The organism is Streptomyces sp. NBC_00016 (genome assembly GCF_045040885.1).
Classification (GTDB): domain Bacteria; phylum Actinomycetota; class Actinomycetes; order Streptomycetales; family Streptomycetaceae; genus Streptomyces; species Streptomyces coriariae.
In genome coordinates, this window is the sequence record NZ_CP108304.1 from 8,874,160 (window position 1) to 8,899,225 (window position 25,066).

Consider the following 25,066-nt stretch of genomic DNA (forward strand, 5'->3'; position numbering starts at 1 on the left):
ATGCCTGAACACGAGGGACACCAGGGACACACGGGATACACGGGACACGCGGGACACACGGATCACCGGGGACACCGCGCCTACGACGCCGTGATCGTCGGCGGCGGCCACAACGGCCTGGTCGCCGCCGCCTATCTGGCCCGGGCCGGCCGGTCCGTGCTGGTGCTGGAACGGCTCGACCACACCGGCGGCGCCGCCGTCTCCACCCGCCCGTTCACCGGCGTGGACGCCCGGCTGTCCCGCTACTCGTACCTGGTCAGCCTGCTGCCGCAGAAGATCGTGCGGGACCTCGGGCTGGACTTCCGCGTCCAGGGCCGCACCATCTCCTCGTACACCCCCGTGGAGCGCGGCGGGCGGCCCACCGGACTGCTCGTCGGCGGCGGCGAGGAACGCACCCGGGAGGCGTTCGCCCGGCTGACCGGCGGCGAGCGCGAGTACGCGGCCTGGGAGCGCTTCTACGGCATGACCGGGCGCCTCGCCCGGCGGGTCTTCCCCACCCTCACCGAACCGCTGCCCACCCGGGACGAACTGCGCCGCCGTGTCGACGACGAGGAGGCCTGGCGGACCCTGTTCGAGGAGCCCGTCGGCGTCGCCGTCGAGGAGCGCTTCACGGACGACCTGGTGCGCGGGGTGGTCCTGACCGATGCCCTCATCGGGACCTTCGCCGACGCCCACGACCCCTCCCTGAAGCAGAACCGCTGCTTCCTCTACCACGTGATCGGCGGGGGCACCGGCGCCTGGGACGTACCGGTGGGCGGGATGGGCGCGCTGACCGACGCCCTCGCCACCGCCGCCCGGGGGGCGGGCGCCGTCCTGGCCACCGGGCACGAGGCCGTACGCATCGACACGGACGGCCGTACGGCGGAGGTCACCTACCGCACCGCCGACGGCGAGGGCGTCGCCACCGCCCGGCACGTCCTGGTGAACGCCTCCCCGCAGGCGCTCGCGGAGCTCACCGGCGACGCGCCGCCCACTCCCGCAGAGGGTGCTCAGCTCAAGGTGAACATGCTGCTCGAGCGCCTGCCCAGGCTGCGGGACAGCTCCGTCGACCCGCGCGAGGCGTTCGCCGGCACCTTCCACATCGCCGAGGGCTATCAGCAGCTCGCCACCGCCCACGCCCAGGCGGCAGCCGGTGAACTGCCCGCCGCCCCGCCCTCGGAGATCTACTGCCACTCCCTGACCGACCCCACCGTCCTCGGGCCGGACCTCGTGGCGCGGGGCTACCAGACGCTGACGCTGTTCGGTCTGCACACCCCCGCCCGGCTCTTCGAGCGGGACAACGACGCCGTGCGCGAGGAGCTCCTGAGGACGACCCTCGCCCAGCTCGACGCCCATCTCGCCGAGCCCCTCGCCGACTGCCTGGCCACGGACGCCGAAGGCCGCCCCTGCATCGAGGCACGGACCCCGCTGGACCTGGAACGCGACCTCGGGCTGCCCGGCGGCAACATCTTCCACCGCGACCTGGCCTGGCCGTACGCCCAGGAGGGCGCCGGCCGCTGGGGCGTGGAGACCCGGCACGCCAACGTGCTGTTGTGCGGCGCGGGCGCGGTGCGCGGGGGAGGGGTCAGCGGGGTGCCGGGACACAACGCGGCGATGGCGGTCCTGGAGCAGCCGGCCGCCGGTTGAGCGGCCCCGGGATCAGGCCCGCATGCCCCCGTCGACCCGCAGGACCGTGCCCGTGACGTAGGACGCCCGGTCGCTCAGCAGCCAGGCCGCGGCCTGGGCGATCTCGTCCGGGTCGGCGGCCCGGCCCAGCGGGGTGAGCGCGTTGAGGTGGCCGACGATTCCCGGGGTGTCCGCCTCCCAGGCGTCGATCATCTCCGTCAGCGTCGTACCGGGCGCGATCGCGTTGACGCGGATGCCCTCGGGGCCGTAGGTGGCGGCGGCCGACGCGGTCAGGCTGTTCAGCGCCCGCTTCGCCGCGCCGTACACGGGCAGGGCCGGGTTGGCCATCAGGCTGCCGACGCTGGAGGTGTTGACGATGGCGCCGGTCCCGGAGGTGGCGCGGATCGCGGCGATCTGCGCCTTCATCGCCAGCCAGGGCCCCTTGAGGTTGACCGCGAGGACATGGTCGAAGTCGGTCTCCGCCAGCCCGTCCAGCGGGCCGGGCGGCTGGATGGTCGCCGCGTTGTTGAAGGCGACGTCGAGCCTGCCGTACAGCTCGACGGTCCGGTCGACGGCGGCCCGGACGCTCGCCGGTTCGGCCAGGTCGCAGCGCACGTACTCCGCGGTGCCGCCGGCTGCCCGGATCTCCTCGGTCACGGCCTTGAGCTGGGTCTCCGTGCGGGCCGCGAGGAGCACCCGGGCGCCTTCCCGGGCGAACAGCCGTGCCGCGGCGGCGCCGATGCCGCGACCGGCGCCGCTGACGAAGGCGACCTTGTCGGCGAGCAGGCCCGCGGCCGGGTGGGACGGGGTGCTGGTCGTTGTGTTGTGGTTCATGCCGACGAGCCTGCGCCCGGCCGCGCCGCCCATCCAGGCACAGCCGGTACCTGGATGGGCGCACGGCGGTCCGCGCACACTGGGGGCGTGGACCGACGAGAACTGGCCGACTTCCTGCGCGGCCGACGCGAGCGCATCACCCCTGCCGACGTGGGGCTGCCCGCCGGGTCGCGCCGGCGCACCCCCGGGCTGCGCCGCGAGGAGGTGGCCCAGCTGGCGTTCATCTCGACCGAGTACTACACCCGCCTGGAGCAGGCCCGCGCCCCGCACCCGTCCCGCGAGGTGCTGGCCCAGATCGCCCGCGCCCTGCGGCTGTCGGACGCCGAGCGCGACCACCTCCACCACCTCGCGGGCACACCGCCCGGCCCCCCGCCCGGACCCTCGCGCGAGGTACGGCAGAGCATCGTCGACCTGCTGCACCGGCTGCCGCAGGCCGCGGCGATCGTCTTGTCGGCGACCTACGAGGTCATCGCGTGGAACGATCTGGCCGCCGCCCTGCTGGAGGACTTCTCCGCGCTGCCGCGGCGCGACCGCAACCTCGTCAGGCGGGCCTTCCTGGAGCCCTGGCGCGGCGGTACGCGGCTGTACAGCGTGTCCGACGCCGACGAGTTCGCCCGGACCGCGGCCCAGCACCTGCGCGGCGCCGCCGGCCGCTACCCGGGCGACCCCGAACTGACCGCGCTGATCGACGAACTGCTCACCGGCAGCGCCGAGTTCGCCGAGCTGTGGGCGGCCCACGAGGTGGCCGCGCGGCCCACCCTGTGCAAGACCTTCGACCACCCCCTCGTCGGTCTCGTCACCGTGAACTGCGATGTCCTGGACATCACCGACCGCGACCAGCGGGTGGTCGTCTACACGGCAGCCCCGGGCTCGCCGTCCGAGGAGGCGCTGCGGCTGCTCTCGGTCGTGGGCACCCAGCGGATGCACGTGCCCGGCTGAGGACAGCAAATCTGACGGAGTATCAGAAAGAGGCTTCCGTCGTCGCCCGGGCTGCGGCATCCTGCGCCCATGCAGACGGAGCTGAGCAAGCAACTGGGAGTCGAGCACGCCGTCTTCGGCTTCACGCCGTTCCCCGCCGTCGCCGCGGCCATCAGCCGCGCAGGCGGCTTCGGCGTGCTCGGCGCGGTCCGCTACACCGCGCCCGACGACCTCAAACGCGACCTCGACTGGATCGAGGCGCATGTCGACGGCAAGCCGTACGGCCTCGACGTCGTCATGCCCGCGAAGAAGGTCGAAGGCGTCACGGAGGCGGACGTCGAAGCGATGATCCCCGCGGCGCACCGGCAGTTCGTGCAGGAGACCCTCGCCAAGTACGGGGTGCCCGAGTTGGCCGAGGGCGAGGCGTCCGGATGGCGGATCACCGGCTGGATGGAACAGGTCGCCCGCAGCCAGCTCGACGTCGCCTTCGACTACCCGATCCGGCTGCTGGCCAACGCCCTCGGCTCCCCGCCCGCCGACATCGTCGCCCGCGCCCATGAACAGGGCGTGCTCGTCGCCGCCCTCGCCGGCAGCGCCCGGCACGCCCGCAAACACCAGGAGGGCGGCATCGACATCGTCGTCGCCCAGGGCTACGAGGCGGGCGGTCACACCGGCGAGATCGCCTCCATGGTGCTCACCCCCGAGGTCGTCGAGGCCGTCGACCCGCTGCCGGTCCTCGCCGCCGGCGGCATCGGAAGCGGACAGCAGGTCGCCGCCGCCCTCGCCCTGGGCGCCCAGGGCGTCTGGCTCGGATCGGTCTGGCTGACCACCGCCGAGGCCGATCTGCACTCCTCCGCCCTCACCCGCAAACTCCTCGCGGCCGGCTCCGGCGACACGGTCCGCTCCCGCGCCCTCACCGGGAAACCCGCCCGCCAGCTGCGTACCGAGTGGACCGACGCCTGGGACGCCGACGACGGGCCCGGCACCCTTCCCATGCCGCTCCAGGGCCTGCTCGTCGCCGAGGCCGTCTCGCGCATCCAGAAGTACGAGATCGACCCCCTGCTCGGCACGCCCGTCGGCCAGATCGTCGGCCGGATGAACGACGTCCGCAGCGTCCAGGCCGTCTTCGACGACCTCACCCGCGACTTCGAACGGGCCGTGGACCGCGTCAACCGCATCGCCGGAAGGAGCGGCACATGACCAGCACACCCCCCGCGGGCTTCTGGGCCCAGGCGGCCCAGGACCCCGACCGCACGGTCCTGATCGCGCCGGACGGAGAGAAGTGGAGTGCCGGACGTCTGCACGCCGCCGCCAACCGGCTCGTGCACGGACTGCGTGCCGCCGGTCTGGAGCGCGGCGACGCCTTCGCCGTCGTCCTGCCCAACTCGGCCGAGTTCTTCACCGCCCATCTCGCCGCCACCCAGGCCGGCTTCTACCTCGTCCCCGTCAACCACCACCTGGTGGGCCCCGAGATCGCCTGGATCGTCTCCGACTCCGGCGCCAAGGTCCTCCTCGCCCACGAGCGGTTCGCCGACCAGGCGCGCCGGGCCGCCGACGAGGCCGCTCTCCCCGCCACCCACCGCTACGCCGTCGGCGCGGTCGAGGGCTTCCGGCCGTACGCCGAACTCCTCGACGGACAACCGGAGTCGCCGCCCGCCGACCGCACCCTCGGCTGGGTCATGAACTACACCTCGGGCACGACGGGCCGCCCGCGCGGCATCCGGCGCCCGCTGCCCGGCAAGCTGCCCGAGGAGGCCTACCTCGGCGGATTCCTCGGCATCTTCGGCGTCCGGCCGTTCGACGACAACGTGCATCTCGTCTGCTCGCCGCTCTACCACACGGCGGTGCTCCAGTTCGCGGCCGCGTCCCTGCACATCGGCCACCCACTGGTCCTGATGGACAAGTGGACGCCCGAGGAGATGCTCCGTCTCATCGACACCCACCGGTGCACCCACACCCATATGGTCCCGACCCAGTTCCACCGTCTGCTGGCCCTCCCGGCGGACGTCCGGGCGCGCCACGACGTGTCGTCCATGCGGCACGCCATCCACGGTGCCGCGCCCTGCCCCGACCATGTGAAGCGGGCGATGATCGACTGGTGGGGCACCTGCGTGGAGGAGTACTACGCGGCCAGCGAGGGCGGCGGTGCCTTCGCCACGGCCGAGGACTGGCTGAAGAAGCCCGGCACGGTCGGCAGGGCCTGGCCCATCAGCGAACTGGCGGTCTTCGACGACGACGGCAACCGTCTGCCGCCCGGCGAACTCGGCACGGTCTACATGAAGATGGCGACCGGCGGCTTCGCCTACCACAAGGACGCCGACAAGACGCGGAAGAACCGCATCGGCGACTTCTTCACCGTCGGCGACCTCGGCGTGCTAGACGAGGAGGGCTACCTCTTCCTCCGCGACCGCAAGATCGACCTGATCATCTCGGGCGGCGTCAACATCTACCCCGCCGAGATCGAGTCCGCGCTGCTCGCCCACCCCGCCGTCGCGGACGCCGCCGCCTTCGGCATCCCGCACGACGACTGGGGCGAGCAGGTGAAGGCCGTGGTCGAACCGGCCCCCGGCCACGCACCCGGACCCGACCTCGCCGCCGCCCTCCTCGACCACTGCGCCGAACGCCTGGCCGGCTACAAGCGCCCCAGGAGCATCGACTTCATCACCGAGATGCCCCGCGACCCCAACGGCAAGCTCTACAAGCGGCGGCTGCGGGAGCCGTACTGGGAGGGACGGACCCGGCCCGTCTGAGCGGGGCCCCGGGCAGCGTGTGACGAGTGTGGCGTCCCTTTCCCGCAGGGGGCGCCACCACGACGGCCCGGCAGGCATCCCGGGCCGCCGACGACTTGACCCGCCCCGGCCGCCGCCCGAGGATCATGAGTCATGACGCCCGGACATGGCAGCACGGTCGACGGGGTGCTGCGGCGCAGCGCCCGCCGCACCCCGGCACGCGTCGCGGTGGAGTACCGCGACCGCACCTGGACCTACGAGGAACTCGACGAGGCCGTCTCGCGCGCGGCGAGCGTCCTGCTCGGCGAGGGTCTCGCCCCCGGCGACCGGGTCGGCGCCTACGGCCACAACTCCGACGCCTACCTCATCGCCTTCCTCGCCTGCGCCCGCGCGGGCCTGGTGCACGTCCCCGTCAACCAGAACCTGACCGGCGAGGACCTGGCGTACATCGTCCGCCAGTCGGGCAGCGCGCTGGTCCTCACCGACCCGGACCTGGCCGGCCGGCTCCCGGCCGGCACCCGGACGCTCGCGCTGCGCGACGCGGACGACTCGCTCCTCGCCCGGCTGCCCGCGACTCCCGCGTACGACGGTCCCGAACCGCGCTCCGAGGACCTGGTGCAGCTGCTCTACACCTCGGGCACCACGGCTCTGCCCAAGGGCGCGATGATGACCCACCGCGCCCTGGTGCACGAGTACCTGAGCGCGATCACCGCCCTCGACCTGAGCGCCGGCGACCGCCCCGCGCACTCCCTCCCGCTGTACCACTCGGCGCAGCTGCACGTGTTCCTGCTGCCCTATCTCGCGGTGGGCGCGACGAACATCGTGCTGGACGCGCCCGACGGCGACCGTCTCTTCGACCTGATCGAGGCGGACCGCGTCGACAGCCTCTTCGCGCCGCCGACCGTGTGGATCGGCCTGGCCAACCGCCCCGACTTCGCGACCCGTGACCTGAGCGGGCTGCGCAAGGCGTACTACGGGGCGTCGATCATGCCGGTGCCCGTGCTGGAGCGGCTGCGCGAACGCCTCCCGAAGCTGGGTTTCTACAACTGCTTCGGGCAGAGCGAGATCGGTCCGCTCGCCACCGTCCTCGCCCCCGACGAGCACAAGGGCCGGCTGGACTCCTGCGGGCGTCAGGTCCTGTTCGTGGACGCCCGCGTCGTCGACGAGAACGGCAAGGACGTGCCCGACGGCACGGCCGGCGAGATCGTCTACCGGTCCCCGCAGTTGTGCGAGGGCTACTGGGACAAGCCCGAGGAGACCGCGGCCGCATTCCGTGACGGCTGGTTCCACTCGGGCGACCTCGCCGTGCGCGATGCCCACGGCTATTTCACGATCGTCGACCGGGTGAAGGACGTCATCAACTCCGGTGGGGTGCTGGTCGCTTCGCGCCAGGTCGAGGACGCGCTGTACACCCACGACGCCGTCGCCGAGGCCGCCGTGATCGGACTGCCCGACGAGAAGTGGATCGAGGTGATCACGGCCGTGGTCGTCCCGCGCGGCGAGGTCACCGAGGAGGAACTCGTCGCCCACGCCCGCGAGCACCTTCCTCACTTCAAGGCGCCGAAGCGGGTGCTGTTCGTGGCGGAGCTGCCACGCAACGCCAGCGGCAAGATCCTCAAGCGGGAGCTGCGGGAACGGTTCGGGTCATGACTTCCGCAGGTCCGCGATCCGCCTGATCTTGCCCACCGACCGCTCCAACGACTCCGGATCGACGATCTCGACGGCGACCGACACACCGATCCCGTCCTTCACGGCCGCCGCGATGGTGCGTGCGGCCGTGTCACGGTCCCCGGGGGTCGCGTCGGGGCGTGCCTCCGCGCGGACCGTGAGGGCGTCGAGGCGGCCCTCACGGGTCAGGCGGAGCTGGAAGTGGGGCGCCACGCCCGGTGTGCGCAGCACGATCTCCTCGATCTGGGTGGGGAAGAGGTTCACCCCGCGCAGGATGACCATGTCGTCGCTGCGGCCGGTCACCTTCCGCATCCGCCGGAAGGCCCGGGCCGTGCCCGGCAGCAGCCGGGTCAAGTCACGGGTGCGGTAGCGGACGACCGGCATCGCCTCCTTGGTGAGCGAGGTGAAGACCAGCTCGCCCTCCTCGCCCTCCGGGAGCACCTCGCCGGTGATCGGGTCGACGACCTCGGGATAGAAGTGGTCCTCCCAGATGTGCAGGCCGTCCTTCGTCTCCACGCATTCCTGCGCGACCCCGGGACCGATCACCTCCGACAGCCCGTATATGTCGACGGCGTCGATCGCGAACCGGTCCTCGATCTCCTGCCGCATCCGTTCCGTCCACGGCTCGGCGCCGAACACGCCGACGCGGAGCGAGGTGGAGCGCGGGTCGACGCCCTGGCGTTCGAACTCGTCGAGCAGCGTGAGCATGTAGGAGGGGGTCACCATGATGATCCGGGGCTCGAGGTCCAGGATCAACTGCACCTGACGGGACGTCATGCCGCCGGACGCGGGGATCACCGTACAGCCGAGGCGTTCGGCGCCGTAGTGGGCGCCGAGGCCGCCCGTGAACAGGCCGTAGCCGTAGGCCACATGGACCGTGTCGCCGGGCCGGCCGCCGGCCGCGCGGAGCGAACGGGCGACCACGTCGGCCCACATGGCCAGGTCGGCGTCCGTGTAGCCGACGATCGTGGGGCGGCCGGTGGTGCCGCTGGAGGCGTGGATGCGGCGGATGCGGTCCCGGGGCACGGCGAACATCCCGTACGGGTAGTGCTCGCGCAGATCGGCCTTGGTGGTGAACGGGAAGCGGGACAGGTCGCCGAGGGCGCGGCAGTCGTCGGGGTGGACGCCCGCCTTGTCGAAGGACTCGCGGTAGAAGGGCACGTGGGCGTACGCGTGGCGCAGCGAGGCCCGCAGCCGCTCCAACTGCAGGGCGCGCAGGGCGCCCTCGTCGAGGCGCTCGCCCTCGTCCGGCAGGTTCCTCGCATCCGTCATGCGGCCTTCTCCCTCGTCACCCTGGTCACCCTCGTCGGACCACGTCGACACGGTCATCGAACCATGCCAATACGGACGACCGATCATTCGGTCGATCTTCCTCCGGATCAGTAATCCAGGCCGGCCGGCCGCAGGCAAGAGGGCGGCCGCGACTTTCGTCCGGGGGAACTCCGTTGCGGACCGGTCCGGCCCGCGTCGAGGATCGGGGCATGCCGACCTTCACCGCCCCGGACGGGACCGAGCTCGCCTACCACGTACGGGGCGAGGGCGAGCCGCTCGTCGTCCTGCCCGGCGGCCCCATGCGCGCCTCCGCCTACCTCGGCGACCTCGGCGGTCTCGCCGCCCACCGCCGTCTCGTCCTCCTCGACCTGCGCGGCACCGGCGACTCCGCCGTCCCGGCCGACCCGGCGACATACCGCTGCGACCGGCAGGTCGACGACGTCGAGGCGCTGCGCGTCCGTCTGGGCCAGGAGCGGATCGACGTGCTCGCCCACTCGGCGGGCGGCAGTCTCGCGCTGCTGTACGCGGCCCGGTACCCGCACCGGGTGTCGCGGCTCGCGCTGATCACCGCCACGCCGTGGGCCCTGGGCCGGCCGGCCACGGCCGAGGACCGGCTGACGGCGGCTCGGCTGCGCACGGGCGAACCCTGGTTCGCAGCGGCGTACCCGGCCTTCGAGGCATGGCTCACCGGTGGGGACGAGCCGGACTGGGAGGTCGTCGGCGCCTTCTTCTACGGCCGGTGGGACGCCGCCGCCCGCGCCCACGACGCCGCCGCGGACGAGCAGACCAACTCCGGGGCGGAGAAGGGGTTCCTGGATCCGGAGGCCTTCGACCCGGCCGCCCTGCGGGCCGCCCTCGCGGACCTGACCGCACCGGTGCTGGTGCTCGCCGGCGAGGTGGACGGCGGTCCCCGGCCCGAACTCGCCCGGCTCCTCGCCGACGCCTTCCCGAACGCCGAGTTCGCCGTACAGCCCGGTGCCGGCCACTATCCGTGGCTGGACGACCCGGAGTGGTTCGCCGGACGAGCCGGCGCCTTCCTCGCCGCCACACCGGTCGCCGGTTCGGTGCCGCCCGCCTAAACTGAGGGTGCCTCCACCAGCGAACTCGAGCCGCGGAGTGGGCCATGCCCGACCAGCCGAAGCTCCCCATCGTGTACGTGAGGGGATTCGCGGGCGACACCTCGGGAATCAACAACGTCGTCCAGGACCCCTTCTACGGCTTCAACGAGGGATCGACGCATGTGCGCGTCGGACCGGACGACAAACCCGCGTTCCACCAGTTCGAGAGCCCGTTGCTGCGACTGCATCTCGACGAGGGGTACCGGATCCTCGTGCAGGGCGGCCAGGAGACCTACCTGGACACGCACGACGAGATCCCGTCCGACAGCATCTGGATCCACCGCTTCTACGACGTCTCGGCGAACACCTGGGGCACGAGCCCCAGGAAGTTCCGCCTGGAGGACGCGGCCGAGGACCTGCTCCGCCTCGTCAGGAGGCTCAAGGAGAAGAGCGGCGCGCCGCGGGTCCACCTCGTCGCCCACTCCATGGGCGGCCTCGTCTGCCGCTGCCTGATCCAGAAGATCCTCCCCGAGCTCGGCGAGGACCCGGCGGACCACGTGGACAGGTTCTTCACCTACGGCACACCGCACGGGGGCATCGCCTTCGACGTCGGGTTCGGTCTCGTCGAACGGCTGATGGCCGCCACCGGGATCAGCGGCGCCGACGTCTTCGCCCCCCGGCGCATGTACGAGTACCTCACGCCCGACTCCCTGCGGGAGGACGGCGGCCCGCCGCGGAACTGGGACCCGCGGGAGATCCCCGAGGGCGGATTCCCGCCGCACCGGGTCTTCTGCCTGGTGGGCACGGATCCCACCGACTACGACGTCGCGCACGGCCTGTCCGCGCGTGCCGTCGGCGCGCGCAGCGACGGGCTCGTGCAGATCGACAACGCTCAAGTTCCCCACGCTCACCGGGCGTTCGTCCACCGCAGTCACAGCGGACGCTACGGACTCGTCAACTCCGAGGAGGGCTACCAGAACCTCCGGCGCTTCCTCTTCGGCGACCTGCGGGTCCAGGCCGAACTGGTCGGCCTGCGGCTGCCCCGGGAGAGCCGCGGCACCAGCTGGCAGGCCGAGGTGCGGCTGGCCGTGCGCGGGCTGCCCAGCGTGATGCACGAACAGCTGGCCGCCCACTGGTGTCCGATCCAGCTGCCGGAGCCGCACGGCGACGGCACGGCCGCCGAGCCCGTCCCGCTGGCGACGACCTTCCTCAACAGCAAGGCGCCCCGGCCCCCGGAGACCCCCACGCTGCGTTACGCGCTGCACCTGCGGATCCTGTCACTGCGGGAGCGGGACGGGATCCTGCGCTTCACCGACCACCTCGAACAGACCGCGGACTTCGCCGACATCCTCGTCGTCGACGTCGGCTCCGCCGAGCCGGGCCCCGGTGTCTGGGCCGTCTGGAACTCGGACCTTCCCGGCGCCATCTGGGAACACCGGCCCACCGGTACGCCGTGCGGCGACGAAGACCCCCGCAGCGGCGTCTGGCTGGCGCACATCCCCCTGCCCGGGACGGCGGCGCCGATCCTGGGGGAGGAGGCGAGCATCCGGCTGACGGTCACCCCCTGGGGCTGACGCTCCGCGGCTGACATCCCGTGGCCGCTGACATGCCGTGTCCGACGCCCGGCCGGGTCAGCGGTCCTCGGCGACCGCCACCTCGCGCGCCCACCGGTAGTCCGCCTTGCCGCTCGGCGAGCGGCGGATGGCCTCCGTGACCACCAGCTGACGCGGGATCTTGTAGCCGGCGAGCCGGGAGCGGCAATGACGCTGGATGTCCTCCAGCGAGGGCCGCGCGGCGCCGTCGCGCACCTGGACGACCGCCGCCACATGGTTGCCCCACGTCGGGTCCGGCACCCCGGCCACCAGCGCGTCGTACACGTCCGGATGGGACTTCAGCGCCTGCTCGACCTCCTCGGGGTACACCTTCTCGCCCCCGGTGTTGATGCACTGCGAGCCGCGCCCGAGGACCACGACCACGCCCTCCTCGTCGACGGTCGCCATGTCGCCGAGCAGCACCCAGCGTTCGCCGTCCTTGCGGAAGAAGGTCTCGGCCGTCTTCGCCGGGTCGTTGTAGTAGCCGAGCGGCACGTGGCCGCACTGCGCGACCCGCCCGACCTCGCCCGCGGCGACCGGCTCATGGGTGGCCGGATCGACCACCCGCGTACGGGAGTTGACGCGGACCCGGAAGCCGCGCTCGGGCCCCGAGTCGTCCGTCGCCGTGCCGTTGAACCCGGACTCCGAGGAGCCGAAGTTGTTCAGCAGCATCGCGTTCGGCATCAGCGCCCGGAACTGGCGGCGGACCGTGTCCGACATGATCGCGCCGGACGAGGACACGCTGAACACCGACGAGCAGTCCGTGCCCCTCAGGGGCCCTTCGAGCGCGTCGATCAACGGCCGCAGCATCGCGTCGCCCACCAGGGAGATGCTGGTGACCTTCTCCCGCTCGATCGTCCTCAGTACTTCCTCGGGCACGAACTTGCGCTGGATCACCACACGTTGGCCGTAGTTGAAGCCGATGAAGGCGGTGAGGGTGGAGGTGCCGTGCATCAGCGGCGGGGTGGGGAAGAAGGTGATCCCCGTACCGCCGGCCGCGACCCGCTCGGCGATCTCCTCCGGCTTCTTCACCGGTTCACCGGTGGGTGAGCCGCCGCCCAGCCCCGAGAAGAACAGGTCCTCCTGACGCCACATCACCCCCTTGGGCAGGCCGGTCGTGCCGCCGGTGTAGATGATGAACTGGTCGTCGCCCGAACGGGCCGGGAAGCCGCGCTCGGGAGAGCCACCCGCCTCGGCGTCCGTGAAGGAGGTGATGTCCTCGCCCGACGGCCCCACGCGTATCAGATGCCGCAGCGCGGGCGTCTGCGGCAGCGCCGCCGCCACCCGGTCCGTGAACTCCGCGTCGAAGACGAGCGCCACCAGGTCCGCGTCCCGGTAGAGGTAGATCAACTCCTCTTCCACATATCGGTAGTTGACGTTGACCGGCACGATCCGAGCCTTGAGGCAGCCGAGCACCGTCTGGAGGTACTCGACGCCGTTGTACAGATGCAGGCCGAGGTGCTCGCCGGGGCGGATCCCGCTGTCGAGGAGGTGGTGCCCGACGCGGTTGGCCGCGGCGTCCAGCTCCGCGTACGTCAGACGGCGTTCCGCGCCCGTGCCGGGGTGGTCGACGTACACGAGGGCCTCACGGTCCGCCGCCACGTCGACGACCGACTCGAACAGGTCGGCAAGGTTGTACTCCACCGCTCCTCCTGACCGGGGGGCCTGGTTCTTTGACGGTTCGTCGGTCATCTGAGCAAAGGGGGCGGCAAGTGGGAAGGGCTCGCGCCAATAAATCTGACTGACTGTCAGAAAACCCTTGAACTGCCATCACGCCTCCTGCAACCTGTTCTCGTTCTTTCCGAGGGGAGACCTGCGATGGGCGGCACCGAACACCTCACCGTGCGCCGCGAAGGCGCCACACTCGTACTCACGCTCAACAGACCGGAGGCCAGGAACGCGCTCTCGATCGCCATGCTCGTCGGCCTGTACGACGGCTGGCTCGAGGCCGACGCGGACGACTCGGTCCGCTCCATCGTCCTCACCGGCGCGGGCGGCTCCTTCTGCGCCGGTATGGACCTCAAGGCGCTGGCCGGCCACGGCATGGAGGGCGAACAGCACCGCGACCGGCTCAAGGCCGACCCCGACCTGCACTGGAAGGCGATGCTCCGCCACCACCGCCCCCGCAAGCCGGTGATCGCCGCCGTCGAGGGGTACTGCGTGGCGGGCGGCACCGAGATGCTCCAGGGCACCGACATCCGCGTCGCCGGCGAGTCCGCCACCTTCGGACTCTTCGAGGTGAAACGCGGCCTCTTCCCGATCGGCGGCTCGACGGTCCGGCTGCCACGCCAGATCCCGCGCACCCATGCCCTGGAGATGCTGCTCACCGGCCGGCCCTACACCGCCCGCGAGGCCGCCGGTATCGGGCTGATCGGGCACGTCGTCCCCGACGGCACCGCCCTGGACAAGGCCCTGGAGATCGCCGAACGCGCCAACGCCTGCGCGCCGCTTGCCGTGGAGGCCGTGAAGGCGTCCGTGTACGAGGCGGCCGAGTTGACCGAGACCGACGGCCTCGCCGCCGAACTCGTGCGGGGCTGGCCGGTGTTCGACACCGACGACGCGAAGGAAGGCGCGCGTGCCTTCACGGAGAAGCGGGCGCCGGTCTACAAGCGTGCGTGACGCTCCGCGGGTTGAGCGGACGGTGTGACGCCGTTCGCCGACTGCGGGCCGCCGTGGGCTGGTCGCGCAGTTCCCCGCGCCCCTCACGGGGCCCGGCCCCAGCACGCCGAACTCCCAAGGAGGCAGCTCCGATGCCCGAAGTTCTCAAAGCGCCGCTGATTGTCGAGTTTCCGTTCACCCGGTCTCTCGGCCCCGTCCAGAGTGCCTTTCTCACCGGTCTGCGCGAGCGGGTCGTTCTCGGGGTGACGACCACCGACGGGCGCACCCTCGTGCCGCCCGTCGAGTACGACCCGGTCACCGCCGACGACCTGCGTGACCTGGTCGAGGTCGCGCCCACCGGCACGGTCACCACCTGGGCCTGGAACCACGCCCCCCGCCGCGGACAGCCCCTCGCCACCCCCTTCGCCTGGGCCCTGGTCCGGCTCGACGGCGCCGACACCGCCCTCCTGCACGCCCTGGACGCCCCCGGCCCCGACGCCGTGCACACCGGAATGCGCGTCCGGATCCGCTGGGCCGAGGAACGCACCGGCGCCATCACCGACATCGCCTGCTTCGAGCCGTACGACGGCGACCCGGCCGAACTCACGGGCAGCAACGGCGAGTTCGCGGACCCGGTCGGCGGCATCGTCGCCGCCGCCCGACTCGACTACACCTACTCACCCGGCCGCGCCCAGACCGCCTACATCGACTCCCTCGCCGACCGCAGGACCGTCGGCGAGCGCTGCCCGTCCTGCCGCAAGGTGTACGTGCCGCCGCGCGGGGCCTGCCCCACCTGCGGCGTCCCGACCGCCGAGCGGGTCGAGGTCGGACCGCGCGGGACCGTCACCACCTTCTGCATCGTCAACATCAAGGCGAAGAACCTCGACATCGAGGTGCCCTACGTCTACGCCCACATCGCCCTCGACGGCGCCGACCTCGCGCTGCACGCCCGCATCGGCGGCATCCCCTACGACCAGGTGCGCATGGGTCTGCGCGTCGAACCCGTGTGGACGGACGGCGCCCGCTACCCCGACCACTACCGGCCGACCGGCGAACCCGACGCGGACTACGACGCCTACAAGGAGCTGCTATGACCCGGGACATCGCGGTGGTGGCCTTCGCGCAGACCGACGTCCTGCGCACCACCGACGAGCTCTCCGAGGTCGAGATGCTCATGCCGGTCCTGCACAGCGTCCTGGACCGGACCGGCCTGAAGACCGCCGACATCGGCTTCACCTGCTCCGGCTCCAGCGACTACCTCGCCGGCCGGGCCTTCTCCTTCACCCTCGCCCTCGACGGCGTCGGCGCCTGGCCGCCCATCTCGGAGTCCCATGTCGAGATGGACGGCGCCTGGGCCCTGTACGAGGCGTGGACCAAGCTGCTCACCGGCGACGCCGACACCGCGCTCGTCTACTCCTACGGCAAGTCCTCACCCGGCTCCCTGCGCGACGTGCTCACCCGGCAGCTCGACCCGTACTACGTCGCCCCGCTGTGGCCCGACTCCGTCGCCCTCGCCGCCCTCCAGGCGCAGGCCCTGATCGACGCGGGCGACACCGACGAGCGCGAACTCGCCGCGATCGGTACCCGCAGCCGCCGGGTCGCGACCCTCAACTCCCGTGCGCAGCTGCGTGGTGCGGTCCCCCAGGGGGACTATGTCGTACGGCCGCTGCGCACCGGCGACTGCCCGCCCGTCGGCGACGGCGCCGCCGCCGTGATCCTCGCGGCCGGGGAGCGGGCCCGCGACCTGTGCTCCCGGCCCGCCTGGATCAGGGGCATCGACCACCGGATCGAGGCGCACTCGCTCGGTGTGCGCGACCTGACCGACTCGCCCTCCACCCGCCTGGCCGCAGAACGGGCCGGCGTCTTCGAACGGCCCGTCGACACCGCCGAACTGCACGCTCCGTTCAGCGCCCAGGAGGTCGTCCTGCGCAAGGCGCTGCGGCTCGACGACAGCGTGCGGGTGAACCTGTCCGGCGGTGCCCTCGCCGCCAACCCGATGATGGCCGCCGGTCTCATCCGCGTCGGCGAGGCCGCCGCCCGTATCCACCGGGGCGAGTCCGACCGCGCCCTCGCCCACGCCACCTCAGGACCGTGTCTCCAGCAGAACCTGGTCGCCGTACTCGAAGGGGAACCGCGATGAGCAAGGAGCCCGTGGCCGTCGTCGGGATCGGCCAGACCAAGCACGTCGCGGCCCGCCGGGACGTGTCGATCGCGGGGCTGGTCCGCGAGGCCGCCCGCCGTGCCCTCGACGACGCCGAGCTGACGTGGGCCGACGTCGACGCCGTCGTCATCGGCAAGGCCCCCGACTTCTTCGAGGGCGTCATGATGCCCGAGCTCTACCTCGCCGACGCGCTCGGCGCCGTCGGCAAGCCGATGCTGCGGGTGCACACGGCCGGCTCGGTCGGCGGGTCCACCGCGCTCGTCGCCGCGGGCCTCGTCGCGGCCCGTGTCCACGGCACGGTGCTGACGCTGGCCTTCGAGAAACAGTCCGAGTCCAACGCCATGTGGGGACTGTCCCTGCCGATCCCCTTCCAGCAGCCCCTGCTCGCCGGAGCGGGCGGATTCTTCGCGCCCCACGTGCGGGCGTACATGCGGCGCAGCGGCGCCCCGGACACCGTCGGCTCGCTGGTGGCGTACAAGGACCGGCGCAACGCGCTGAAGAACCCCTACGCCCACCTGCACGAGCACGACATCACGCTGGAGAAGGTCCAGGCCTCGCCCATGCTCTGGGACCCGATCCGCTACTCGGAGACCTGCCCCTCCTCCGACGGCGCCTGCGCGATGATCCTCACCGACCGGGCCGGCGCCGCCCGCGCGCCCCGGCCGCCCGCCTGGATGCTCGGCGGCGCGATGCGCAGCGAACCGACCCTGTTCGCGGGCAAGGACGCCGTGTCCCCGCGGGCAGGCCGGGACTGCGCCGCCGACGTCTACCGGCAGGCCGGCGTCACCGACCCGCGCCGCGACATCGACGCCGTCGAGCTGTACGTACCGTTCTCCTGGTACGAACCCATGTGGCTGGAGAACCTCGGCTTCGCCGACGAGGGAGAGGGCTGGAAACTGACCGAGGCCGGGGTGACGGAGCTCGACGGCGACCTGCCCGTCAACATGTCGGGCGGCGTCCTGTCCACCAACCCCATCGGAGCCTCCGGCATGATCCGCTTCGCGGAGGCGGCGCTCCAGGTGCGCGGCCAGGCCGGGGAACACCAGGTGGAGCGGGCCCGGAAGGTTCTCGGGCACGCCTACGGCGGCGGCTCGCAGTTCTTCTCCATGTGGCTCGTGGGAGCGCGGCCACCTCAGTCCTGAAAGGTCCCCCTCACGTGCTCTGTCGGCGTCCGGGACCGATCGCTAGGCTGACCCGCGGACGACGAACCGGGAGGAGCACGGACGTGGCCGAGAGCACCATCCAGCAGCAGCCGCTCACGGGCTGGGACAAGCCGGAGCTGGACCTCAGCAACGCCGAGTGGCAGTCCAGCAGCCAGGGGCGGGGGGATGTCCAGATCGCCTTCGTCGAGGGATTCATCGCGATGCGCAACAGTGGCAGCCCCCAGAGCCCTTCCCTGATCTTCACGCCCGCCGAGTGGGGCGCGTTCGTGTCGGGGGCGCGGGAGGGGGAGTTCGACCTGACCTGAGACCGGTGTCGGCCGCACGGCCGGCACCGGGAGCCTGCCCGGACGAGAGGACCCGACGCGGGAACCGGGCGGACAGGCGTCGTGCGCCACCACCCGGGGAGTGAAGGCACCCCCGGGACGACGGATCGCGTCCCTCCCGGCGGTCGCCGGACGGCGCTGTCCACGTACCATGGCGGCATGTCGTTCCTCCGCCGCCGCAGCGCCACTCCCGCCGGGCCCGACTTCGACGTCCTGGCCATGGATCCGGGCGACTGGCCCGGCAATCTGGGTGCCGGGCTGCTGCCCGCCCCCGACGGCAGCTGCCAGGGCGTCTTCCTGCGCTACGACCTCTTCGGCGGCCGCGGCCCCGCGATGATCATCGGCAATCTGCCCGAGGGCTCCCCGGCCCGCGAGGTGGAGGAGGACGAGGTCCCCTTCGAGGTCGCCCAGCTGCTGCTCGCGCTGGAGAACGACGAGGAGGTGACCGTCGTCGGCACCGAGGACATGCCGGTGATGCAGGGCGACAACCTCCTGATCGTGCGCCGCCTCAAGCTCTCCGAGGGCCGGATCTCCTGCGTGCAGTTCGACCGCAGCGACAACGTCCTGGTGACCATCGCCGCCTGGGACCGCCCCATCACCGACGACCTGTACGCCCTGCTGAAACCGCTCCCGGCGGAGCTGTTCCAGCAGGGCTGAGGCGCCGCTACGACGTGGACGACATCAGCTTCACGTCCGCGGCCCGCACGAACGCCACCCGGTGGCCGTACTGGATCTCGTAGTACTGGTCCTCACCGATCACCACCCGGTGCGCGCCGGTGGCGAAGGTGACCGCGTAGTAGTACTCGCCCGGCACCTTGTCACCGACCACGTACTTCTGGCCCTTCGGCAGGGTGTACGGCAGCGGTGACACCGCCTGGGCCGGGACGCCCGCCGGGTAGGCCGACGCCTCGGGGTAGGCGCGGCCGTAGACCGGAACGCTGTCGCGGCCGTCCTTCGGGGTGATCACCTGGCCCGCCGCGGGTACCGCCGTCGGCCGGTCCTTCGGGTTGTGGAACCACGCCTTCTGACCCAGGTACCAGATCGCCGTCCAGTCACCCCACCGGTCGGCGACCGCGTACTGCTGGCCGGTGGACACCCGCGAGGAGATGTCGTTCACGCCCGTGGTCGGGGCCGAGCCCTGGCCGATGTCCTTGATCAGGGCCGACTTCTCGTCGTGGTCGGAGTACAGCCGCACCGCGCCGGAGCCGTGCGCCGCGCATGGCGCGCCCTTGGTGACACAGTCCGTGTACACCGGCTGGTTGGCGAGGTAGTCGGGCCGGATCGTGACCAGACCGCCGCTCCTGCGGGCCGTCGCCGCGAAGGGCCGGTCCAGCAGTTCGAAGTAGTGCCGCCAGTCCCAGTAGGGGCCCGGGTCGGTGTGCATCCCGGAGACGGTCGCGGTGGTCGGCCCCGGCACGTTGTCGTGGCCCAGGATGTGCTGGCGGTCCAGCGGGATGCCGTACCGCGCGGCCAGGTACTTCACCAGACGCGCCGACGACCGGTACATCGCCTCCGTGTACCAGGAGTCCGGCTGGGCCAGAAAGCCCTCGTGCTCCAGGCCGATCGACTTGGCGTTGACGTACCAGTTGCCCGCGTGCCAGGCCACGTCCTTGGCCTTCACATGCTGGGCGACATGCCCGTCGGTGGAGCGCAGGGTGTAGCTCCAGGACACATAGGTGGGGTCCTGGACCATGTTCAGCACCCCCTCCCAGCCGCCCTCGGTGTCGTGCACGACGATGTACTTGATGCTCGGCGCGGCGGGCCGGTCGCCGAGGTCGTGGTTGCCGTAGTCGTTGTCGCCGAACTGCTCGTACGGCGCCGGGATCCACTCGCAGGACACCGTCGTCGGGCACTCGGTGCCGGCCGTGGAGGCCGTGCGCAGGCCGGTCTTCCGCAGCTGGGCGGTCCGCGGGGCCAGGTCCGGCACGGCGGCCAGGGCGACCGGCCCACCGGCGTCCGTGCTGCGCTCCGCGCCGGTGCGGAGCACGTCGAAGACGTCGTCGGCGTAGCCGGCCGCCGTCGCGCGGTCGTCCGCGCCCGAGAAACGCGCCACCGCGCCGTACCAGTCCGCCGGGTCACCGCTCAGCGGCTCTCCCAGGCTCTGCTGCGCGGCGGCGAGCAGCGCGGCGCCGCCCGCGATGTTGGCCGCGGGGTCCGTGCGCAACTCCTCCGCGCTCAGGCCGGTCAGCTCCGCCGCCCTCGGCAGGGTGCGCAGCCGGGCCGGGATCTCCTCGCCGGCCGGGAGCCGCGTCTTCGGGACACGGGCCGGGCGGGCGGAGTCGCCACGGGAGTCCTCCGCGCCCTGGCTGTGGTGCGGTGCCGACGCGAGCGCCGTACGCGCGTCGGTGAGGTGCATCGGTCCGTAGCCGCCGGTCACGCTCGGCGCGCCGCCGTGCGTGTCCCAGCGGGACTGGAGATAGGAGACGCCCAGCAGCAGGCTCCGCGGCACGTGGTACTCGGCGGCCGCGACGGCGAAGGCCCGCTGGAGGCCGGCCGCCCCGGCAGCGCGGGAGGTCGAGGGACCGGTGGCCTCGGACGGGGAGGCCGCGCCGAGCAGCGGGAGCAACAGAGCCGCCGACGCCATGGCGCCTGCGGCTCTACGGGTGTGTCTGCCTGGTCCGGGGTGAGTGACGGGTTTTCGCAATGCGGCCTCCTGGGACGAGCGGGCGGGGCGTGCGGGGCCGGACATGAGCCATCTGTCACCGGCTTGCCGACAACCCGTCAATCATGCCCACAGACAGGAGATTTCCCTCGTCAAGACACCGCTGACGCACCGCGGGGCCCCGCGGCGCGCCGCCGTTCAGGCGCAACCGCGGACCCTCGTCCCCTCAGCGGGTGCCGACCGCCGCGCGTACGGCCCGGCGGGCCAGCTGGCAGTCGTCGTGCAGCCGTCGCAGCAGCAGGCGCTGTTCCTCGCCGGACGGCCCGCCACCCGGATGGCCCCCCGGAGCCGTCGGGGTGACGTCGTGCATCGAACGCTGCACGGCCGTCTCGTAGGTACGGATCTCGCGGGTCAGGACCAGCATCAGGTTCACCAGGAAGGCGTCCCGGGAGGCCGGGCCCGCCGACTGGGCGATCTGGCTGATCTGACGGCGCGCCACCGGCGCGTCGCCCAGCGCCGACCACAGTGTCGCCAGGTCGTAGCCCGGCAGATACCAACCCGCGTGCTCCCAGTCCACCAGCACTGGACCGGCCGGTGAGAGAAGGATGTTCGACAGGAGGGCGTCGCCGTGACAGAACTGGCCCATGCCCTGCCGGCCCGCGGTGGCCGCGATGCCGTGCAGCAGCTTCTGGAGGTCGCCGAGGTCCCGGTCGGTGAGCAGACCCAGCTCGTGGTAGCGGGAGATACGGGCGGCGTAGTCCAGCGGGGCGTCGAACGTCCCCGCCGGCGGCCGCCAGGCGTTGAGCCGGCAGACCGCGCCGAGTGCCGCCCGGACGTCGGCCCGCGGCGGGGCCTCGGTGGGGTGCCGCTGGAGTGCCGCCACCCGGCCCGGCATCCGCTCGATCACCAGTGTGCAGTTGTCCGGGTCCGCCGCGATCAGTCTCGGCGCCCGCACCGGAGGGCGGTGCCGGACGAACGTGCGGTACGCGGCTATTTCGTGCCGGATCTGCTCGGCCCACACGGGGGAGTGGTCGAGTAAACACTTGGCGACCGCCGTGCTGCGGCCGGTCGTACCGACCAGCAGCACCGAGCGTCCGCTGCGGCGCAGCACCTGGACCGGCGCGAACTCCGGGCAGATCCGGTGCACGGACGCGATCGCCGTGCGCAGCTGGGCGCCCTGAGGGCCGGACAGGTCGAGTCTCCCGCTGAGCGGTTGGGTGCCGAGCCCCGCGGGACGCCGGGCCGGACCGGCGCCGAGCGCGGGAGCCGCCGACCGCGCGGCGGGGTCGAGGTAGGGGCCGCCGCCGCCCGGGCGGGTGTGCAGCGACCGGGGCGGGGCGGACACGGAGGACGATGCTGCGTACATGGGAGAAACAGATCCCTTCGTGTGCCGGACGTCAGAACGCTGCCCCGACCGGCCCTTTCGGGTACACCCTGGGGAATGTCCCTCGGCGACCGGGTCGGGGTGGCGCTTTCCTACCTGACACCCATCGCCCAGTGGCACACCATCTGGCGAACCCTGGCGAACCCTGGCGAATAGTCGCCCGGCAACTTTCACCGGGCTACTGTCAACTCAGCCGAGAACCTGGGGGCTTGACGTGAGCGGACAACCCAACACCCGCCTCTCGGACCTGTTCGGCCTGGCCGGCTGGTCCAAGGGGGAACTCGCGAGGCTGGTCAACCGGCAGGCGGCGGCCATGGGCCACCCCCAGCTGTCGACCGACACCTCCCGGGTGCGGCGGTGGATCGACACGGGAGAGATCCCGCGCGATCCGGTACCGCGGGTGCTGGCGGCCCTGTTCACCGAGCGTCTCGGCCGTGTCGTGACCATCGAGGACCTCGGTCTGGTCCGGCACGGGCGTACAGGGAATCGGCCCGGCGGCGGGAGTGTGGAACATCCCGACGACGTGCCGTGGGCGCCCGAACGGACTGCTGCGGTCCTCACCGAATTCACGGGAATGGACCTCATGCTCAACCGACGCGGCTTGGTGGGCGCGGGTGCCGCGCTCGCCGCGGGATCAGCTCTCAGCAGTGCCATGTACGAGTGGCTGCACACCGACCCCACCCTCTCCTCCGACGCTCCCGTCCTCGACCACCCCCTCCTCCACCATGCCGACCCCGCCGGGTTCGACCGCTACGAGGCCGCCCCCATCGGAACGGAGGAGGTGGACGAACTCGAGCGCTCGGTGGAGGTGTTCCGGGCCTGGGACGCGGCCCGCGGCGGCGGGCTGCAACGCAAGGCCGTGGTGGGACAGCTCAACGAGGTCGGCGGCATCCTCGCCTACCGCCACCCCTCCCATCTCCAGCGGCGCCTGTGGGGCGTCGCGGCCAACCTCGCCGTCCTCGCGGGCTGGATGTCGCACGACGTCGGTCTGGAGCCCACGGCCCAGAAGTACTTCGTCATCGCCGCCCATGCCGCACGAGAGGGCGGTGACCGCCCACGGGCCGGCGAGGCGCTCTCCCGGGCGGCCCGTCAGATGGTCCACCTCGGGCGACCGGACGAGGCCCTCGACCTGATGAAACTCGCCCAGTCCGGATCCGGTGACAACGCGACCCCGCGCACCCGGGCGATGTTCCACACCATCGAGGCCTGGGCGCAGGCGTCGATGGGCAAGGGCCAGGCCATGCGCCGCACCCTCGGCCAGGCGGAGGACCTCTTCGTCTCCGACAAGGGCGACGTCACACCGCCGTCCTGGATGCAGACCTTCAAGGACGAGGATCTGTACGGCATGCAGGCGCTGGCCTACCGGACGCTGGCCGAGTTCGAGCCACAGGCGGCCGCGCATGCCCAGTACTACGCGGAGAAGGCGCTGGCGTTGCGCGTCGACGGGCGGGAACGGTCGAAGATCTTCGACCATCTGTCCATGGCGTCCGCCTGCTTCATCGCCGACGACCCCGAGCAGGCGGACCGCTTCGCGCGGCTGGCCCTGATGTCGATGGGATCGAACTCCTCCCGGCGCACCTGGGACCGGCTGAGCCAGATGTACCGGCTCACCGCGCAGTACGCGGGCTACCCGAGGATCAGTGAACTGCGGGAGGAGATCAGGCTGGCGCTGCCGAAGCAGAAGGGCAGCAGGGCGGGCAAGGGGGGCAACGGCACTCAGGTGTGAGCGGGTTGTCGTCGGTCGGTCCCCTCACCGGGTGACCCGGGCGACCAGCACGCAGGCGTCGTCGGCGCGTTCGCTCTCGCCGCACTCCTCCACGACCATCCGCACGCACTCCTGTGCGGTGCGCGCCCTGTCCAGACGAGGGGCCAGGCCGAGGAGGCGGTCGGCGGGTGCCAGCCCGTCGGTGTGCAGCAGAAGGAGGTCGCCTTCTTCGAGGGTCTCCTCGGCCTGCCCGTAGGCGGCGCGTGCGGTGGCTCCGAGGAGCACGCCCTCCGGTGCGTCCAGCCGGCGTCCCGTCCCGTCGCGGAACAGCAAGGGGACGGGGTGTCCGGCCTGCGCCCACATCAGGGTGCGGGTGTCCGGCCGGTAGCGGCAGCAGACCGCGCTGCCCAGGGCCGGTTGGACCGTGGCGTCCAGTAACTGGTTGAGCCAGGACATCAGTTGGGCCGGTTGGGTGCCCGCCATGGCCATTCCGCGCAGGGCGCCCAGCAGCATCGCCGTGGTCGAGGTGACGGTCGGGCCGTGGCCGGTGAGGTCACCGACGCTCAGCAGCGTCTGCCCGTCGGCGAGTTCGAGCGCGTCGTACCAGTCGCCGCCGATCCGCGAGGTCGTCGCGGCGGGCAGATAGTGGGCGGCGAGGTCGAGGGAGCGGGGGCCCTGGTGCGGCAGGCGCGGGGAGCCGCGCCACGGCGGCAGCACGGCCTCCTGGAACTCCACCGCGAGCCGGTGTTCGGTCTGGGCCAGGTGCCGCTGCCGCTGGAGCGAGTCACGGCTCTCGCGCACGGCCCGCTGGCTGCGCCGCAGTTCGCTGACGTCCCGCAGCACGGCCCACATCGAGGCGGTGCCGCCCTCGGCGTCGAGCACGGGCTCGCCCATCATGTGCACGGTGCGCTGCTCGCCGTCCGGGCGCACCACGCGGAACTCGCCGTCGATGGGCCGGGCGTCGATCAGGCAGTCCGTGACCATCGCGGTCAGCTTCGGCCGGTCCTCGTCGAGGACGAGCGCGGGCAGTTCGTCGAGGGTGAGCGGGGGAGCGGCGGGGTCGCGGCCGAGGATCCCGTAGAGCTCCTCGGACCAGACGGCCTCGTCCGTCAGCAGGTTCCACTCCGCGCTGCCGACCCGGCTCAGCAGCGACTCGCGCCGGGAAGCGACCGGTGCGGCGGGCGTGGGCCCGGCGGCCGGTACGGGCGGCGGGCCGTCCCGCAACTGGGCCAAGTGCGTGTCGAGGTCGTCGAGTTGGTGCAGCGCCAGATCGCAGAGCGCGCGCTGCCAGCGGCCCTGCGGGTCCGCGGCGTCGCTCCGGGTGTCCTGCCGTACGGCGTCCATGTCGCCCTTGAGCCGTCGGGTCTGCGTGATCAGCGCGTCGACCGAGCCGCGCCCCGGCGGCGGGGCGGCTGAGCGGTCCGCAGAGACATGGGGCGGCATGACGCACTCCG

General features: G+C 72.2%; 20 protein-coding genes. 14 read left to right on the forward strand and 6 right to left on the reverse strand.

Going from position 1 to position 25,066, the window contains the following annotated elements; translation table 11 throughout:
• Complete coding sequence (locus OG933_RS39450) at positions 1 to 1,626, forward strand: phytoene desaturase family protein (RefSeq protein WP_405631861.1); 1,626 nt, start codon at positions 1 to 3, stop codon at positions 1,624 to 1,626.
• Between the two features lie 12 nt (positions 1,627 to 1,638).
• Here the strand turns inward: OG933_RS39450 and OG933_RS39455 are convergent, their stop codons facing one another.
• Positions 1,639 to 2,472, reverse strand: coding sequence for an SDR family NAD(P)-dependent oxidoreductase (locus OG933_RS39455; protein ID WP_405633653.1), 834 nt, complete (start codon positions 2,470 to 2,472; stop codon positions 1,639 to 1,641).
• Between the two features lie 54 nt (positions 2,473 to 2,526).
• Between OG933_RS39455 and OG933_RS39460 the strand changes: the two genes are divergently transcribed.
• The 4 genes from OG933_RS39460 to OG933_RS39475 all read left to right on the forward strand — a co-directional run bounded on the left by OG933_RS39460 (position 2,527) and on the right by OG933_RS39475 (position 7,736).
• On the forward strand, positions 2,527 to 3,378 hold the full coding sequence (locus OG933_RS39460; RefSeq protein WP_362532288.1) for a helix-turn-helix transcriptional regulator: 852 nt from the start codon (positions 2,527 to 2,529) through the stop codon (positions 3,376 to 3,378).
• Positions 3,379 to 3,447: 69 nt separating this feature from the next.
• Positions 3,448 to 4,557: an NAD(P)H-dependent flavin oxidoreductase gene (locus tag OG933_RS39465; RefSeq protein ID WP_405631862.1), complete on the forward strand. Its 1,110-nt coding sequence runs from the start codon at positions 3,448 to 3,450 to the stop codon at positions 4,555 to 4,557.
• A complete protein-coding gene (locus tag OG933_RS39470) occupies positions 4,554 to 6,107 on the forward strand; it encodes an acyl-CoA synthetase (protein ID WP_405631863.1) in 1,554 nt (517 codons plus the stop codon). Before OG933_RS39465 ends, OG933_RS39470 begins: the two co-directional genes overlap by 4 nt.
• A gap of 132 nt (positions 6,108 to 6,239) precedes the next feature.
• A complete protein-coding gene (locus OG933_RS39475) occupies positions 6,240 to 7,736 on the forward strand; it encodes an acyl-CoA synthetase (RefSeq protein ID WP_405631864.1) in 1,497 nt (498 codons plus the stop codon).
• On the opposite strand, the gene paaK is transcribed toward OG933_RS39475, so the two are convergent.
• On the reverse strand, positions 7,731 to 9,026 hold the full coding sequence (gene paaK, locus OG933_RS39480) for a phenylacetate--CoA ligase PaaK (RefSeq protein ID WP_405631865.1): 1,296 nt from the start codon (positions 9,024 to 9,026) through the stop codon (positions 7,731 to 7,733). The two genes, OG933_RS39475 and paaK, sit on opposite strands and share 6 nt — an antisense overlap.
• Positions 9,027 to 9,235: 209 nt before the next feature.
• Between paaK and OG933_RS39485 the strand changes: the two genes are divergently transcribed.
• Together OG933_RS39485 and OG933_RS39490 are read left to right on the forward strand one after the other, a co-directional pair.
• Positions 9,236 to 10,105, forward strand: a complete 870-nt coding sequence (locus OG933_RS39485; RefSeq protein WP_405631868.1) for an alpha/beta fold hydrolase — start codon at positions 9,236 to 9,238, stop codon at positions 10,103 to 10,105.
• Between the two features lie 44 nt (positions 10,106 to 10,149).
• Positions 10,150 to 11,658, forward strand: coding sequence for an esterase/lipase family protein (locus tag OG933_RS39490; protein ID WP_405631870.1), 1,509 nt, complete (start codon positions 10,150 to 10,152; stop codon positions 11,656 to 11,658).
• Positions 11,659 to 11,715: 57 nt separating this feature from the next.
• Here the strand turns inward: OG933_RS39490 and OG933_RS39495 are convergent, their stop codons facing one another.
• The gene (locus OG933_RS39495) at positions 11,716 to 13,320 is read right to left on the reverse strand and encodes an acyl-CoA synthetase (protein ID WP_362532270.1); all 1,605 of its coding nucleotides are present in this window, start codon (positions 13,318 to 13,320) and stop codon (positions 11,716 to 11,718) included.
• A gap of 174 nt (positions 13,321 to 13,494) precedes the next feature.
• Here OG933_RS39495 and OG933_RS39500 point away from each other — a divergent pair, with 174 nt between their 5' ends.
• The 6 genes from OG933_RS39500 (at position 13,495) to OG933_RS39525 (ending at position 18,578) form a co-directional block, all read left to right on the forward strand.
• Positions 13,495 to 14,295 carry a crotonase/enoyl-CoA hydratase family protein gene (locus OG933_RS39500; RefSeq protein ID WP_362532268.1) on the forward strand — a complete coding sequence of 267 codons (801 nt, stop codon included), beginning with the start codon at positions 13,495 to 13,497 and terminating at the stop codon, positions 14,293 to 14,295.
• A 131-nt stretch (positions 14,296 to 14,426) separates the two neighbouring features.
• Complete coding sequence (locus tag OG933_RS39505) at positions 14,427 to 15,368, forward strand: Zn-ribbon domain-containing OB-fold protein (RefSeq protein ID WP_405631872.1); 942 nt, start codon at positions 14,427 to 14,429, stop codon at positions 15,366 to 15,368.
• A complete protein-coding gene (locus OG933_RS39510) occupies positions 15,365 to 16,414 on the forward strand; it encodes a thiolase domain-containing protein (RefSeq protein ID WP_020126124.1) in 1,050 nt (349 codons plus the stop codon). Before OG933_RS39505 ends, OG933_RS39510 begins: the two co-directional genes overlap by 4 nt.
• The gene (locus tag OG933_RS39515; RefSeq protein ID WP_362532262.1) at positions 16,411 to 17,577 is read left to right on the forward strand and encodes a thiolase domain-containing protein; all 1,167 of its coding nucleotides are present in this window, start codon (positions 16,411 to 16,413) and stop codon (positions 17,575 to 17,577) included. Before OG933_RS39510 ends, OG933_RS39515 begins: the two co-directional genes overlap by 4 nt.
• Positions 17,578 to 17,660: 83 nt before the next feature.
• A complete protein-coding gene (locus OG933_RS39520; protein WP_327181304.1) occupies positions 17,661 to 17,903 on the forward strand; it encodes a DUF397 domain-containing protein in 243 nt (80 codons plus the stop codon).
• Between the two features lie 177 nt (positions 17,904 to 18,080).
• The gene (locus OG933_RS39525; RefSeq protein ID WP_020126127.1) at positions 18,081 to 18,578 is read left to right on the forward strand and encodes a hypothetical protein; all 498 of its coding nucleotides are present in this window, start codon (positions 18,081 to 18,083) and stop codon (positions 18,576 to 18,578) included.
• A 7-nt stretch (positions 18,579 to 18,585) separates the two neighbouring features.
• Here the strand turns inward: OG933_RS39525 and OG933_RS39530 are convergent, their stop codons facing one another.
• A complete protein-coding gene (locus OG933_RS39530; RefSeq protein WP_362532254.1) occupies positions 18,586 to 20,505 on the reverse strand; it encodes an N-acetylmuramoyl-L-alanine amidase in 1,920 nt (639 codons plus the stop codon).
• A 244-nt stretch (positions 20,506 to 20,749) separates the two neighbouring features.
• A complete protein-coding gene (locus tag OG933_RS39535) occupies positions 20,750 to 21,889 on the reverse strand; it encodes an aminoglycoside phosphotransferase family protein (protein WP_362532251.1) in 1,140 nt (379 codons plus the stop codon).
• 232 nt (positions 21,890 to 22,121) lie between these two features.
• Between OG933_RS39535 and OG933_RS39540 the strand changes: the two genes are divergently transcribed.
• The gene (locus tag OG933_RS39540) at positions 22,122 to 23,633 is read left to right on the forward strand and encodes a hypothetical protein (protein ID WP_405631877.1); all 1,512 of its coding nucleotides are present in this window, start codon (positions 22,122 to 22,124) and stop codon (positions 23,631 to 23,633) included.
• Between the two features lie 24 nt (positions 23,634 to 23,657).
• Here OG933_RS39540 and OG933_RS39545 read toward each other — a convergent pair whose 3' ends face one another.
• Entirely contained in the window at positions 23,658 to 25,055 is a 1,398-nt protein-coding gene (locus OG933_RS39545) for a PP2C family protein-serine/threonine phosphatase (protein ID WP_405631879.1), read from the reverse strand.
• Positions 25,056 to 25,066 lie beyond the last annotated feature (11 nt).